The following is a 14,368-nucleotide window of genomic DNA, read 5'->3' as shown; positions in this document are numbered from 1 at the left end:
CGCCCCCTTTAAAGACCGGTTTTTCTTAAAAGCGCAACATAAGTAATTGATTTTATTAGTATTGCAAAAAAATGTGAAAAATGTGACATGGTTTAAGAAAAATGAAAACGGGCGGAGAATTTCCGCCCGTTTGGCTTTAAAGATTATTCCTGTGCCGGAAACATAAACGGATTTAATCCGCTACGCGCATAACCTTTTTCTTCCATTTCTACATCCAAGAAAATGCTGGCCAAATCATCAGCCGCTGCTTCCACATGAGGATCTTTCTCTTGGAACATGATTTTTAAATAGCTTTGGCAATCGCTGCAGGTTTCGGCACGTACTAAGGCTAATTCTTCGTCCAACGACCACATTTCCAAATTGCCGTGTTGATTGCAATTGGTACATTGTGCACGCACCAAATTCCATTCGCTTTCGCATAGTGCGCAATGCAAGTAACGTAAACCTTGTGATGCGCCAAAATGTACTATGCTGGCAATTGGCGCAGAACCACATACCGGGCAATAGTGCAGGTTGTCGGCACTTTCCATACGGCTATGATGCGGAATTTGTTGAGCCAATTGTAGCCAATAGAGCGACAATGCAGCCCACAGGAATACCGCTTGATCGCTTGGTACCAAATTCAATTCTTGTGCCAATAATTGATCCGCCATTTTTTCCAATTCGGCATCGGCGGTTTTTTCTAAGCGTTCAATAGTCGCTGCGATCTGTTCATTCGCTTGTGCTTTTACTTCGCGCAAAATATCAGCCAAATAATCCCGCCAAATCGGCGCACGTTTAAATTGGGTGGCTTTTAATGGCTCCACTTCAGCGATAATTAATTCTTGCTGAGGCGCTAATGGATTGCGCTCAAAGCAAGCTAATTGACTATCGACAATATGCGCGGCAAAACGCAAATAATCGCCCAACGGATGCTCTTCCGCTAACTGGCGCAAGCGTTTGGCACGGCGTTGATATAGGTTTTTCGGGTTGGCAAATAAGATCGCCGGGGTTTGAAAGGAATTAGCGGCTTGTTTGATTTCGCTTTCCGGAAGAATTTTGATGCTCATAATCGCCTCGGGGCTGAAAAAAAGTGCCGCCATTATAGACGAAAAGCAATAGGCTGAATATCGTCCTTTTGCGGTATAAAGCCCCTTGAGCCGGCAATTTTTATGCTTATAATCGCAGAGATTTTATTTTCTACTATTGTTATGGGAGTTTCTTATGCCGCGGAAATGCTTTGCGCTCTTATTGGCCATCCCTTTTGCCTTGGCTCAGGGGGGAGAGCAGAAGAGCTTTGATTATAAAGCACTAGGTGAAGTGCTGTTTTTTGATAAGGCACTATCATTCAATCAAACTCAAAGCTGCTCCACCTGCCATCATCCAAGTACAGCCTTTGTTGATAAGCGGGAGAACTCCGCCAAACAAATGGTTTCTCAAGGTGATAATCCGCAATTGCACGGCAATCGCAATGCCAATACACCGCTGTATGCGATGTTTTCTCCGCATTTCCATTTTGATGAAAAAATACAGGATTATGTGGGCGGACAATTCTGGGATGGTCGAGCTAAGGATCTTGCCGAACAGGCCGGTGGCCCACCGTTGAACCCGCTGGAAATGGGCATGCCAGATAAGCAAACTATCGTGGCGCGTTTAAAAGCCAATCCGGCATATTATCAAGCGATCACCGCCGCTTTCGGCGAGAAAATTTGGGCGGATCAAAATGCCATTTATGCCATCATGGAAAAAGCTCTTGGTGAATTTGAAAAAGAAATGCTGTTTGCGCCTTTTTCCTCAAAATATGATCGGGCATTAAAAGGTGAGGCAGAATTGACCCCATTAGAAGCGGAAGGGAAAAGCTTATTCTTTGATAAATCTAAAACCAATTGTAGTAATTGCCACCAGTCCGCCGCTCCGAATAGCCCTCAGGAAACCTTTACTAATTACCGCTATTACAATATTGGCGTACCAAGTAATCCGGAATTGATTGCGCATAATAAATTGTCTGCGGATTTCGTTGATAACGGTTTATTGGATAATCCGATGGTGAATGGCGATGAAAAGCAAAAGGGCAAATTTAAGGTGCCGACCTTGCGCAATATCGCGGTGACTGCGCCTTATATGCATAACGGGGTATTCCGAGAGCTCAAAACCCTATTAGAATTTAAGGACAGCGTGAATAATCCGCAGCGTAAGCTCAATCCGCAAACCGGCCAGCCTTGGCCACAACCGGAATATGCGGCGACGGTCGATCCTCAGCAACTGAAAGCCCCGCCGTTGAGCGATCATCAAATTCAGGCGTTAGAGGCCTTTTTAAAAACGTTGACCGATGAGCCTTACGAGGAAGAATAGCCATAATTTTAATTCGCTCACTTTTATCCTTCATTATTGATAAGAATGAGTATTTGATCATTAGTGCCGATTTGCCGGAGAGATTTCGGATAGCAATCGGCCATCATTAAAAGGAAACGACATGAAAAAACTATTACTTGCAACTCTAATCGTCTTCAGTGCCGGTGCACAAGCCGCCCAATATGAGATCCAAATGCTTAATTCCGGTGCTGATGGTTCGATGGTTTTTGAACCGGGCTATCTCAAAGTACAACCGGGCGATACGGTGACTTTCCGAGCGACGAATAAAAGCCACTTTGTACACAGTAAAGCGATTCCTGAAGGCGCACAAAAATTCCAATCGGAAGAAGATCAGGATTTGACTATCACCTTAGATAAAGCGGGAGTTTATGTTTACACCTGCCCGGTACACCGCACCATGAACATGAACGGCATTATCCAAGTCGGCGACGAAATTCCAAATAAAGAAGATGCTGCTAAAGTAGTGAAAGACTTAGAGAAAAAAGCCAGTATGAATAAGGGGCGGTTAGCGAAGTATTTTGAGAATGTGAAGTAGTTTGGGGTTTCGCCCGAAGGGCGACCTACTTTTTCTTTGCGTCGCTAAAGAAAAAGCAGGCAAAAAGAAAGGCGTCCTTTGGGCGAAAAGGACACAAAAAAAGGCATCTTAGGATGCCTTTTTTGTTATCAGAAAACGAAATTACTCAATCGCATATTCAATAGTGACCACCAAACGGGCTTTTTTCTCGATGGTGCTGGTGTCGTAACTGCCGGTGTAGTCGCTAGTGTCCTCAGCATCCGGATTTGGTGCTTGAATATAGAATGGACCTTGGGAGGCGGATTTTAAAACACCCACTTTCACGTTACTGGTTTTAGCAAATTCTTCAGCGCGTACATGAGCATCTTGAGTCGCTTTAGAAATCAATTCACGTTTGATCGTTTCTAAATTTTCTAAGTAGTATTGTGGCTCCATGAAATCAATATATTGGTTAGTTGCCACCAATTGGTGAATGTTCGCCATAGCTTTTTGCAATTTGTTCAACTCTTTTGTGGTGATATTGATTCTTCTTGAGGCGGTGAAACCGTTCTGACGGCTTTTGGTTTGTCCTTTTTCATTTTCGTAGTATTCGGTGTAGGTGGATACATCCAAGTCATCGATTTCACGATCTTTCGCGGTGAAGCCTTGTTCTTTTAGGAAGGCGACCGTTGCATTAAGGTTACGTTGGTTTTCTGCCATTGCTTCATTATAGGTTGAGCCCCAAGCACTGACTTTGATAGTCCAAGTCCCTTGGGTTGAGGTGTAGTATTCTTCGGCAAGGCCTTTTACCGAAATTGAACCGGTTTGGCGGAAGTTTTTAAATTGATTTCCCAGGATAAACGCCGAAGCCATTAATCCTAGCGCCAAAATCAAGCCGAAGACGGCAAGGTAAGATCTTTTATTCATGGTTGATTCCTTATTAAGGGGTAAATGAGGTCTATATTATATGCAATCTGTAGCCGGTTTGATATGTGTAACCTGTTTATTTTATTGAAAATATATAAAAAAATGCGGCTCCGATGGAACCGCACTTTTTTTATCATTAGCGCTGGATCAAATAACGCAATTTCGTACCGTCTTGTTCCACGCTTAATAAGGTATAACCGTGGTTTTTGGTATCCACCGGGATGTTATTGATAGATTGTGCGCAATCGCTGAGCAACTCCAAAATTTCGCCCGGTTGCAATTGTGGCATGGTTTCCAACATCACGATGGCCGGGTATGGGCAAGGTTCGCCCAAGGTGTCTAAGGTGTAATCCGGGGTGATGTCTTGTGGATCTTTGTCGAGTTTTTGAATAACGGTAAATGCCATTTTAATTTCCTTATATGAGTAATAAATTGATTAACAACCGCAACTAGGGGTAGCTGCACTGATTTTTGCTTTCGCCTTGGCCAAGAAACGGCGTTCCCACCATACTACGGCGATCAAGCAAAGGATTAATAGGCCGTAATTGACCAACAAGCCACCGACCGGACCAAAGGATTTTAAGAGATTGAGTTTTTCGTAATCTAGTGCCAACCAAGGTGCCAAATCATCCCAGGCATAGGCTAAATAGGTTGAGCCGATAACATTGCCGACGCCGACCCACATGAAGTGCACTTGGCCTTCCATGGAGCGATACATCCAGCCGGTTTCGCAACCACCGGCCAACACGATACCAAAGCCAAACAAGAGCCCACCGATAATCGCATTTGGGCCGGCCCACATGATTTTTGCCGGAACGCCTAATTGAATGTAGCTAAATACTCCGATAGTGCCGGCAATAATGCCGAAGATAATCGCTTTTGCCATATAAGCACGGCCGGTCACCCAAAGATCGCGGAAAGCCGAAGTAAAGCAAATTTGCGCCCGTTCAATTAACAAGCCGAAGGCGAGGCCGCAGAGCATTGCAAAGCCCAGTTTGACGGATTCGCTCATCACATAAAACGAAGCGGCTAGGTAGGCGAAGAACACCAGCATACCAATCCAAAAACGGCGGGTAGCACGTTTAGGATCCGATTCTTCCAATTTGGCTGCGCCTTTTTTGAGCTGTAATTTCACCCGAAACATGGGTAACAAGGTGACTTTGACGCCGAGATAAGAGCCAACCGCAGTAGCAATAGTAAAGAACCAGGCATGAACCGAGAATTGTGGAATTCCGGTGAATAGGGAAGCCAGATTACACCCCATGGCTAAACGAGCACCAAAACCGGCCAGCGCACCGCCAATTAAGGCTTGTACGATGCGCCGTTTGTGCGGCTGATTACGCCATTTCACGTTATTTGCCCAGAGCGCGGCGGAGATACAGCCGGCAAACATGCCTAGGATCATCACACCATCGATACGGGTGAAGATGGTGCCTTGTAAGCCGATGATCTTGTAGTAGCTCCAATTGGAAACATCAATTCCTAATGCTTGTAAGGCATGGCCGCCCCAGCGGGTAAATTCGCCGGTGACCGCCCAATAGGTGCCGGTGACACCGAAGTAGTAGGCGGAAATGACACCTGCGGCAATCACGGCAACCACCGGATTCCAATATTTGATGAGATAATTTTGTTTAAAATGCTGCAAAATTTCGTTCATTAGTTATTCCTTTAAGAAAGTGAAGTTTTGCAAGTGCGGTATAAATGGAAGATTTTTGGCGGGTCTTCATTTCCTATACACAAAACTTGCGATATAAGACATTAAAGTCGCGCGCATAATAACATATGGATAAGCTGGAGCTTATCATTAATTCGGGGGATTTTAGTTATGACAAAGGGCCGAGGATATGACTTCCAAACGCCCCTATGATTTTAAGAGTTTTTTATAAAATCAATCGTAACTCATTGATTTTATTGATGATACTTTAAAAACAGGATTAACGCCTAGGCGGCGGGTAATTTGATCTGACGAAACTGCATGCTTAATCCATCGATCAATAATAAACGGCCGCATAGGGATTCACCGATGCCGAGGCGTACCTTAATGGCTTCTAAGGCTTGAATATTGCCTACAATTCCCACAATCGGCGCAAGTACGCCGGCCTCGACACAGCTTAAAATATTTTGCCCGAATAAACGGCTGAGACTGCGATAAGTGGGCGTGTTCGGTTGGTAGGTAAATACCGATACTTGGCCTTCCATACGAATGGCTGCTCCCGAAACTAACGGTATCTTGGCTTGTTCACAGGTTACATCTAGGGCATTACGAATATCCACGTTATCGGTGCAATCCAGCACCACATCAAATTGCGGTACTAGCTGAGCCAGTTGTTCCGGCGCTAATTGTGCATTGAGCGTGTCGATAGCCACATGGGGATTAATTTGTTGTAAGGCGATTTTGGCCGATTCCACTTTAGGCATATCCAGGCGACTATCCGTATGCAGTACCTGTCGTTGCAAATTGGAAAGGGAAACCGTATCGAAATCTAACAGGGTTAAATGGCCTACGCCGGCCGCTGCAAGATATTGGCTGGCTGCACAACCTAAACCACCAAGGCCGACAATCAACATTCGGGTTTCTTTGAGTTTTTGCTGGCCGTCAAAATCCACTGCTTTAAGCATAATTTGACGGTTATAACGCAATTCTTCTTGATAGCTAAGTTCGGCCATTATTGCCCCAATAAATGATTAAAAGGTTCGATGATGACATTTTCGCCCGCGCTCACATTGCCACGTTCCAGTTCTAAACGGATGAAGCAGTTACTTTTCACAAAGGAGCTGAATAGGTGCGAACCTTGGAAGCCCACCGGATGCACTTCAATTTGACCTTGGGCGTTTAGCTGATAAAAACCGCGTTGGAAATCCAAACGTCCCGGCGCTTTTTTCAGATTGCTGGCAGCAATGGCCGGTAGCTGAACAGCTTTTGGCGGATTGGGTTGGCCTTGCAGCTTGCGGATCGCCGGTACCACCAATTGATAGAAGGTGACCAAGGCTGACACCGGATTGCCCGGTAGACCGCAGAACCAAGCATTGGCAAGTTTACCAAAAGCAAAGGGTTTGCCCGGTTTCATTGCAATTTTCCAGAAATTAATCGCTCCGACTTTTTCTAATACGGTTTTGGTGAAATCCGCTTCACCCACCGACACACCTCCGCTGGTCAGTACTAAATCAGCTTGCGCTTGTGCCTTAATAAAGGCCGCTTCAAATTCCTCTTGGTTATCAGGCAGAATGCCGAAATCCAAAACCTCACAGTTGAGCTGTTGCAGCATCAGTTTAACAGTGAAACGGTTGGTGTCATAAATTTGTCCGGGCTGTAGCGGTTGACCGACCGGTACTAATTCATCACCGGTGGAAAGTACCGCCACTTTTAAGCGCGGATAGACTTTTACTCTTGCGATGCCAAGGGAGGCGAGCAATGGCAGGGATACCGCATTTAACAAAGCACCTTGCTGTAGTACCACATCGCCTTGTTTGACATCTTCACCAACGCGACGGATATTTTGATTGGTTTTTGGCAATTCGCTGAAGGTGACTGTGCCATCTTCATTTACACAGACTTGTTCCTGCATCACCACCGCATCAGCACCGCTTGGGATCATTGCGCCGGTCATAATACGAATAACGCTATTGGCCGGCCATTCGCCCTCAAATGGCGCGCCGGCAAAGGATTTGCCGGCAACCGTTAATCTGAGGGATTGTTGTAGATCCGCTAAACGTACCGCATAACCATCCATTGCGGAATTATCAAAGGATGGCACATTGATTGGTGAAACTACGTTTTCGGCACAAATCCGATTGGCTGCATCGTTTAAGGAAAGGGTTTCTGTGTGTGTAGGTAGGGGCAGTTGCTCAAGCATCTGTGCTTGGGCTTGTTCTAGTGGCAGCATGATAAATCCTTTAAGCATTGATTGCGGTGCAATCGAGAAAATAAACGGCGCCATTTTATCCTGAAACCGAATATGAAGGAAATTAATCTCTTAGAGGGATTTTTCGCATTTTACGAACAAAGGGGTTTTTGCTAAAATTCGCGATTATTTTTTTAGGAACAAATGCAATGAACACCATATCCACCGATGCCGCTAATGTCCGCGATGCCTTGCTTGCCAAAGGTATCGAAACTCCGATGATTGATCCAGCCCAACATAAAGATGCACGCCGCGCGGGCATTGCCGCCCATATGCGTCAGGTGATGGAATTGATCGGATTGGATTTGCGCGATGATAGTTTGGAAGAAACCCCAAATCGCTTGGCTAAAATGTTTATTGATGAGATTTTCAGCGGAATGGATTATGCCAATTTCCCGAAAATGACCAAAATCAAAAACCAAATGAAGGTTAGCGAAATGGTACAGGTGAACGATATCACCCTAACCAGTACCTGTGAGCATCACTTTGTAACTATCGATGGTAGTGTCGCGGTTGCTTATTATCCGAGGGATTGGGTGATTGGATTGTCCAAAATTAACCGCATTGTGGCTTTTTTCGCGCAACGTCCGCAAGTGCAAGAACGCTTGACCGAACAGCTGCTTACCGCATTTCAAACCATTTTGGAAACCGATGATGTGGCGGTGTATGTGAAAGCAACCCATTTTTGCGTAAAAGCTCGTGGCGTGAAAGATACCCACAGCTATACGGTGACCTCCGCATACGGTGGAGTATTCTTAAATGATCGCGATACACGTAAAGAATTTTTAGCTTCAATTCAAAAATAAGAGAGGGCTTTAGAATAAGACTTAGGACGCAAAAGGGAAGTTTTGCCTGATTAAAATGTGACATAAAAACGCCCCTGAGTTTTCTAAAGTTTTCTTAAAAATCCCATGTAACTAATTGATTTTATTAATATTGATTTAAAAATGCATTTTAAATGTGACATATTCAATCAAAAAGGCTTATCCCAAGGGATAAGCCTTTTTGTTGTCTTGAAATTGATTTAGAGATGGATCCATAGGCTAGAGGAAAGTCCGCCGATAATCGCGATACAAGACAAATTGAGGAGCAGCCCAACCTTCACCATATGGCTTTGTTTCACATGGCCGGTGGCGAATACGATAGCATTCGGTGGTGTGGCAATTGGCAACATAAACGCACAACTAGCACCGCAAGCAATAATGGCGGCCAAGGAAATTGGCGGTAGATTCATCGATTGCGCCACGGAAATCACAATTGGCATAATTAGCGCTGCGCTCGCCGTATTGGATGTAAACTCCGTAAGGAACACAATGAAGGCGGTGATAATCATACAAAGTACCCAGATTGGCTGGCTTTGAGCAAAATGCACAATGCCTTCCGCCATCAGGCTGCTGGCGCCAGAATCTTTCATCACCACGCTGAGAGTGAGGCCACCGCCAAACAGCATTAACACGCCCCATTCCACGCGTTCTTGGATTTCATGCCAAGAGGCGATTTTAAATGCGCAAATTAAGACGACACCAAATATGACCGCCACCGCATCAAAACTTTGGATATCTTTCGCTAAGCCAAGGGCACTTGAAAGCCAAGGATTAATTAGCGAACTGAATAATAAAATCACAGCCACTAGGGTAAAAATGACCAAGGTTCCAATATTTTTTGCACTCAGTTGCACTTCGGCAATTTCCGGTGAGAAATCAATATTAAAGTTGGGGCGCAAAATTACCCACAGAGCCAGAATCATCGCCGGCAGTAGTAAGACCATTACCGGAAATCCATAGGCCAACCATTCGGTAAAGGACACTTGAATTTGCGATGCAAGAATGGCGTTCGGTGCACTGCCCACCAAGGTGCCAATCCCACCGATGCTGGCGCTAAATGCCATGCCCAATAGCACAAAGGCGTACAGCCGATAATTTTGCGTGGCATTAATGCCTTTCAGCATACCCAAGGTGAGTGGCAACATCATGGCGGCGACCGCCGTATTGTTGATCCACATGGAAAGGAATGTGGTCACGCCAAATAAATAGGCCACGGATAATTTTAGGTTGCCCTTTGCCAAACGGATAATGTAGTTGGCAATCAATTTATCCAGATTTTGAATTTGTAGCACCGCGGCGAGCACAAAGCCCCCGAAGAACATATAAATAATCGGTGTGGAAAATGGCGCAAAGGCTTTTTGCGTGTTGGTGAGGCCGAGCAGGATCGCCAAAATCGGTACGAAAATGGCGGTGACTGTAATGTGAAAAGCTTCTGTCAACCATAGCACGCCGGTGAATACCAATAGTGCCAAACCGCGATTTTCTTGGGGGGAAAACGGCAGATAACGGATGAGAGCCAACATTAAAAGGATATCTAAAAGCAGAATAATCAGGCTTTTTTGTTTTTTTATAAAAAGAGTTGTTGTTTGCATATAAAAGTCCTCCGAGTAAGAAAGGGCTTTTACTTAGTAGCATTGCGGAAGAATATTGGGAATAGAAAAAGATGAAATAAATAAATTAATTGTTATGTGGATAGAGAAATAATAAAAGGCGGTGAGTTTTTTTAGATAAAATCTAAAATTTACCGCCTTTCTTTTAATGCTTAGCGATTATAGATCGAAATCGCCGAAGTCATTGGTATCCACTTTGGAATCGATTTGGCCAACCAAGTAGGAGCTGACTTCTACTTCTTGTGGGGCAACCTGTACGTTGTCGGAAACTAACCAGGCGTTAATCCAAGGAATTGGGTTAGAACGCGCTTGGAACGGTAATGGTAAGCCCACCGCTTGCATCCGGATATTGGTGATGTATTCCACATATTGCACCAGAATGTCTTTGTTTAAACCAATCATTGAACCGTCTTTAAACAAATAATCCGCCCAGTCTTTTTCTTGTTCTGCTGCGGCTAAGAAGAGATCATAGGCTTCTTGTTTGCATTCTTCAGCAATTTCCGCCATTTCCGGATCATCTTGCCCTGCCGCCATGATATTTAAAATATGTTGCGTACCGGTTAAGTGGAGGGCTTCGTCACGCGCGATAAATTTAATGATTTTCGCATTACCTTCCATTAATTGACGTTCCGCAAAGGCAAAGGAGCAAGCGAAGGATACGTAGAAACGAATTGCTTCCAATGCATTCACGCTCATTAAGCAAAGATATAGTTGTTTTTTCAAACTGCGTAAGGTAACCACGCATTCTTTGCCGTCTACGGTGTAAGTTCCTTCACCATACAGGCCATAAAGTTGGCTATCGCGAATTAAATCATCGTAGTAAGAGGAAATATCGCGGGCACGTTTGATGATTTCTTCATTAGTCACGATATCATCAAACACAATTGACGGATCATTCACGATATTACGAATAATGTGCGTATAAGAACGAGAATGGATGGTTTCGGAGAAGGTCCAGGTCTCAATCCAAGTTTCTAATTCCGGAATAGACACTAATGGTAACAACGCCACATTCGGGCTACGACCTTGAATGGAATCCAACAGGGTTTGATATTTTAAGTTACTGATGAAAATATGTTTTTCATGCTCAGGCAACGCCGCATAGTCGATACGGTCTTGCGACACATCCACTTCTTCCGGACGCCAGAAGAAGGAAAGTTGTTTTTCAATCAGTTTTTCAAAGGTTTCATATTTTTGTTGATCGTAACGCGCAACGTTAACGTTTTGACCAAAGAACATTGGTTCTTTTAATTGGTCGTTTTTGGTTTGTGAGAAAGTGGTGTATGCCATTTTTATCTCCTTCCGTAGGGCGGAATTTATTCCACCATTGAAGCATTATTTATTTGATTGGGTGGGATAAATCCCATTTTATGATCTTATAAAGATTGCCCATCTTGAGCTTTTTTATATCCTAAATCATATGCAGCTTGGGCCGATTTATGCCTTCCTGTACCAGCCTGGCTTTCAGGCAAATTCAAATTTTCAAGTTGTCGACGAATACCATTTAGTCCATCAGAGAAACCTGCTTCTAAAGCACATCCAGTGCATAGATGACGTCCATTGTCGTAGCTTTGACTAGGAGGTAAATTGTTTAAAATATCTGCATATCTATGATTTTTATCACAAATTGTCATATAACTTTCCTTTCATTGTCTAGTAAATGAGAGTGATTAAATCTTACACGCCCCACCTGCACAGCCGTCATCTAAATCTTCTTGGCTGTCTTCGGCACCATCACGGGTGTTTTGGTAGTAGAGGGTTTTGAGGCCGTATTTGTAAGCGGTTAAAAGATCTTTTAACAATACTTTCATTGGCACTTTACCATCTTCAAAACGTTTTGGATCGTAGTTGGTATTGGCGGAGATCGCTTGATCCACGAATTTTTGCATAATACCGACTAAGTGTAAGTAACCATCATTGCTTGGAATGTCCCATAACAATTCGTAGTTTTCGCCTAAGTTTTCATAATCCGGCACCACTTGTTTCAAAATACCGTCCTTAGAAGCTTTCACACTGACATGGCCGCGTGGCGGTTCGATACCGTTGGTGGCGTTGGAAATCTGGGAAGAGGTTTCCGACGGCATTAAAGCGGTTAATGTGGAATTGCGTAGGCCGAATTCTTGAATGTCTTTACGCAAGCTTTCCCAATCATAATGCAATGGTTCTTGAGTGAGGGTATCGATATCTTTTTTATAGGTATCGATTGGCAAGATGCCTTTTGCATAGGTAGTTTCGTTGAAGTATTCGCAAGCGCCTTGTTCTTTTGCCAAGTTCATAGAGGCTTTCAATAAATAATATTGAATAGCTTCGAAGGTGCGATGGGTTAGATCGTTGGCAGAGCCATCGGAATAGCGCACACCGTGTTTCGCTAAGTAATAGGCGTAGTTGATGACCCCGATACCTAAGGCACGGCGGGCAAGGGAAGCGCGTTTAGCCGCGATAATCGGATAATCTTGATAATCCAACAAGGCATCGAGGGCACGCACCGCTAAGGTGGACAATTCTTCTAACTCATCTAAGTTTTCGATTTTGCCTAAGTTAAAGGCAGATAGCGTACAAAGCGCGATTTCGCCGTTTTCGTCATTGATATGTTGCAATGGCTTGGTTGGCAACGCGATTTCTAAACAAAGGTTGGATTGACGCACCGGAGCCACCTGCGGATCAAACGGCGAGTGGGTGTTACAGTGGTCAACATTTTGCACATAAATACGGCCGGTGGATGCACGCTCTTGCATTAAGAGGGAGAATAATTCCACGGCTTTTACCGCACGTTTACGTACTGCCGGATCCTGTTCGTATTTGCAATAAAGCTGTTCGAATTTTTCCTGATCGGCGAAGAAGGCTTCGTACAATCCAGGAACATCGGATGGGCTGAATAGGGTAATATCGCCGCCTTTGATCAAGCGTTGATACATTAATTTATTGATTTGTACCCCGTAGTCCATGTGGCGTACACGGTTTTCTTCCACACCGCGGTTATTTTTTAATACCAACAGGCTTTCCACTTCTAAGTGCCACAACGGATAATACACGGTGGCTGCACCGCCGCGTACGCCGCCTTGCGAACAGGATTTCACCGCCGTTTGGAAATATTTATAGAATGGAATACAACCGGTGTGGAAGGCTTCACCGCTACGAATTGGGCTACCGAGGGCACGGATCGCACCGGCATTAATCCCGATCCCTGCACGTTGTGAGACGTATTTCACAATGGAAGACGCGGTGGCGTTGATCGAATCAAGACTATCGCCACACTCAATCAATACACAAGAGCTGAATTGACGGGTTGGCGTACGCACACCGGCCATAATTGGGGTCGGTAGGGAAATCTTGAAGGTAGAGGTCGCATCATAGAAACGTTTCACGTAATCCAAACGGGTTTCGCTTGGATATTTGGAAAAGAGACTGGCCGCTACCAATAAATAGAGGAACTGAGCGGATTCATAGATGTCGCCGGTTACACGGTTTTGTACCAAATATTTGCCTTCCAACTGTTTGACTGCCGCATAGGAGAAGGTCATATCGCGCCAGTGGTCGATAAAACCATCCATTTCATCCCATTCTTCGCGAGTGTAGTCGTCTAATAGGGCGTGATCGTATTTGCCCATACGTACGAGTTTTTTCACGTGATCGTATAAACGCGGTGGGTCGAAATGGCCGTAAGCTTTTTTACGTAAATGGAAGATCGCCAAACGGGCAGCTAAATATTGGTAGTCGGGCGTATCTTTGCTGATTAGATCCGCCGCGGCTTTGATGATGGTTTCATGAATATCGGAAGTACGAATGCCTTCATAAAATTGAATATGCGAGCGTAACTCCACTTGTGAAACGGAGACGTTATCTAAGCCCTCCGCAGCCCAAGTGATCACTCGGTGAATTTTATCCAAATTAATTTGTTCAAGCGTGCCGTCACGTTTTGTGACCATTAATCCTTTATTCATAGCGGGGTAACCTTAAGTATTAAAAATAACACTATATATAGTGCTCGACATAAAACGGCCCACAAGATAATGTGTTTTAAAATGAACTTCAAGGGATAAATTTTTTCCGCTGATCCTTGACAATAGCAAATGCCTTATCGGACAACTAGTTAGCGAAAATGACAGTAAAAAACGATTTGTTGATTAGCTATTTTTTCACCATTGAGCGAAAAAACGGCGATTTTATCGTTTTTTAAATCAATGCTAATAAAATCAATGGTTTATATTATGTTTTTGAGAAAACGTTAGTTTTCAATAGGGCGTTTTAAATAGGCCTAGG

Annotated in this window: 13 protein-coding genes; 3 read left to right on the top strand and 10 right to left on the bottom strand. The window is 44.3% G+C overall.

Features of this window, described 5'->3' with window-relative positions:
- Positions 1–143: 143 nt before the first annotated feature.
- Positions 144–1,049 (bottom strand): formate dehydrogenase accessory protein FdhE, encoded by a 906-nt coding sequence (fdhE, locus tag CKV74_RS08780; protein WP_007241347.1) that lies wholly within the window; start codon positions 1,047–1,049, stop codon positions 144–146.
- A 154-nt stretch (positions 1,050–1,203) separates the two neighbouring features.
- Between fdhE and CKV74_RS08775 the strand changes: the two genes are divergently transcribed.
- Together CKV74_RS08775 and CKV74_RS08770 are read left to right on the top strand one after the other, a co-directional pair.
- On the top strand, positions 1,204–2,331 hold the full coding sequence (locus tag CKV74_RS08775) for a cytochrome-c peroxidase (protein ID WP_007241384.1): 1,128 nt from the start codon (positions 1,204–1,206) through the stop codon (positions 2,329–2,331).
- A gap of 121 nt (positions 2,332–2,452) precedes the next feature.
- The gene (locus tag CKV74_RS08770) at positions 2,453–2,887 is read left to right on the top strand and encodes a pseudoazurin (protein WP_007241365.1); all 435 of its coding nucleotides are present in this window, start codon (positions 2,453–2,455) and stop codon (positions 2,885–2,887) included.
- A gap of 141 nt (positions 2,888–3,028) precedes the next feature.
- On the opposite strand, the gene CKV74_RS08765 is transcribed toward CKV74_RS08770, so the two are convergent.
- The 5 genes from CKV74_RS08765 to moeA form a co-directional block, all read right to left on the bottom strand.
- On the bottom strand, positions 3,029–3,772 hold the full coding sequence (locus tag CKV74_RS08765) for an SIMPL domain-containing protein (RefSeq protein WP_007241390.1): 744 nt from the start codon (positions 3,770–3,772) through the stop codon (positions 3,029–3,031).
- A gap of 136 nt (positions 3,773–3,908) precedes the next feature.
- Positions 3,909–4,178, bottom strand: a complete 270-nt coding sequence (gene yedF / locus CKV74_RS08760; RefSeq protein WP_007241376.1) for a sulfurtransferase-like selenium metabolism protein YedF — start codon at positions 4,176–4,178, stop codon at positions 3,909–3,911.
- 30 nt (positions 4,179–4,208) lie between these two features.
- Positions 4,209–5,429 (bottom strand): selenium metabolism membrane protein YedE/FdhT, encoded by a 1,221-nt coding sequence (yedE, locus tag CKV74_RS08755; protein ID WP_007241383.1) that lies wholly within the window; start codon positions 5,427–5,429, stop codon positions 4,209–4,211.
- 284 nt (positions 5,430–5,713) lie between these two features.
- On the bottom strand, positions 5,714–6,439 hold the full coding sequence (gene moeB, locus CKV74_RS08750; protein WP_007241364.1) for a molybdopterin-synthase adenylyltransferase MoeB: 726 nt from the start codon (positions 6,437–6,439) through the stop codon (positions 5,714–5,716).
- A complete protein-coding gene (moeA, locus tag CKV74_RS08745) occupies positions 6,439–7,656 on the bottom strand; it encodes a molybdopterin molybdotransferase MoeA (RefSeq protein WP_039847711.1) in 1,218 nt (405 codons plus the stop codon). The genes moeB and moeA overlap by 1 nt, the downstream gene beginning before the upstream one ends.
- 167 nt (positions 7,657–7,823) lie before the next feature.
- On the opposite strand from moeA, the gene folE reads away from it, so the two are divergent.
- Entirely contained in the window at positions 7,824–8,480 is a 657-nt protein-coding gene (folE, locus tag CKV74_RS08740) for a GTP cyclohydrolase I FolE (RefSeq protein ID WP_007241373.1), read from the top strand.
- A 218-nt stretch (positions 8,481–8,698) separates the two neighbouring features.
- Here the strand turns inward: folE and CKV74_RS08735 are convergent, their stop codons facing one another.
- From CKV74_RS08735 to nrdA, 4 genes are all read right to left on the bottom strand, one after another.
- Complete coding sequence (locus tag CKV74_RS08735) at positions 8,699–10,090, bottom strand: SLC13 family permease (protein ID WP_095177026.1); 1,392 nt, start codon at positions 10,088–10,090, stop codon at positions 8,699–8,701.
- A 177-nt stretch (positions 10,091–10,267) separates the two neighbouring features.
- Complete coding sequence (nrdB, locus tag CKV74_RS08730) at positions 10,268–11,398, bottom strand: class Ia ribonucleoside-diphosphate reductase subunit beta (RefSeq protein WP_007241315.1); 1,131 nt, start codon at positions 11,396–11,398, stop codon at positions 10,268–10,270.
- Between the two features lie 86 nt (positions 11,399–11,484).
- Positions 11,485–11,742, bottom strand: a complete 258-nt coding sequence (locus CKV74_RS08725; RefSeq protein ID WP_039847704.1) for a hypothetical protein — start codon at positions 11,740–11,742, stop codon at positions 11,485–11,487.
- A 36-nt stretch (positions 11,743–11,778) separates the two neighbouring features.
- Positions 11,779–14,049 (bottom strand): class 1a ribonucleoside-diphosphate reductase subunit alpha, encoded by a 2,271-nt coding sequence (gene nrdA, locus CKV74_RS08720; protein WP_095177025.1) that lies wholly within the window; start codon positions 14,047–14,049, stop codon positions 11,779–11,781.
- Positions 14,050–14,368 lie beyond the last annotated feature (319 nt).

The organism is Haemophilus pittmaniae, assembly GCF_900186995.1.
Lineage (GTDB): Bacteria > Pseudomonadota > Gammaproteobacteria > Enterobacterales > Pasteurellaceae > Haemophilus_D > Haemophilus_D pittmaniae.
Note: the sequence above shows the minus strand (reverse complement) of the source record. Positions and strands in the feature narration are given on the sequence as shown.

Excerpts from the sequence above, each read along its gene's own strand:
- fdhE (WP_007241347.1), bottom strand. The coding sequence starts at position 1,049 with ATGAGCATCAAAATTCTTCCGGAAAGCGAAATCAAACAAGCCGCTAAT.
- CKV74_RS08775 (WP_007241384.1), top strand. The coding sequence starts at position 1,204 with ATGCCGCGGAAATGCTTTGCGCTCTTATTGGCCATCCCTTTTGCCTTG.
- CKV74_RS08770 (WP_007241365.1), top strand. The coding sequence starts at position 2,453 with ATGAAAAAACTATTACTTGCAACTCTAATCGTCTTCAGTGCCGGTGCA.
- CKV74_RS08765 (WP_007241390.1), bottom strand. The coding sequence starts at position 3,772 with ATGAATAAAAGATCTTACCTTGCCGTCTTCGGCTTGATTTTGGCGCTA.
- yedF (WP_007241376.1), bottom strand. The coding sequence starts at position 4,178 with ATGGCATTTACCGTTATTCAAAAACTCGACAAAGATCCACAAGACATC.
- yedE (WP_007241383.1), bottom strand. The coding sequence starts at position 5,429 with ATGAACGAAATTTTGCAGCATTTTAAACAAAATTATCTCATCAAATAT.
- moeB (WP_007241364.1), bottom strand. The coding sequence starts at position 6,439 with ATGGCCGAACTTAGCTATCAAGAAGAATTGCGTTATAACCGTCAAATT.
- moeA (WP_039847711.1), bottom strand. The coding sequence starts at position 7,656 with ATGCTGCCACTAGAACAAGCCCAAGCACAGATGCTTGAGCAACTGCCC.
- folE (WP_007241373.1), top strand. The coding sequence starts at position 7,824 with ATGAACACCATATCCACCGATGCCGCTAATGTCCGCGATGCCTTGCTT.
- CKV74_RS08735 (WP_095177026.1), bottom strand. The coding sequence starts at position 10,090 with ATGCAAACAACAACTCTTTTTATAAAAAAACAAAAAAGCCTGATTATT.
- nrdB (WP_007241315.1), bottom strand. The coding sequence starts at position 11,398 with ATGGCATACACCACTTTCTCACAAACCAAAAACGACCAATTAAAAGAA.
- CKV74_RS08725 (WP_039847704.1), bottom strand. The coding sequence starts at position 11,742 with ATGACAATTTGTGATAAAAATCATAGATATGCAGATATTTTAAACAAT.
- nrdA (WP_095177025.1), bottom strand. The coding sequence starts at position 14,049 with ATGAATAAAGGATTAATGGTCACAAAACGTGACGGCACGCTTGAACAA.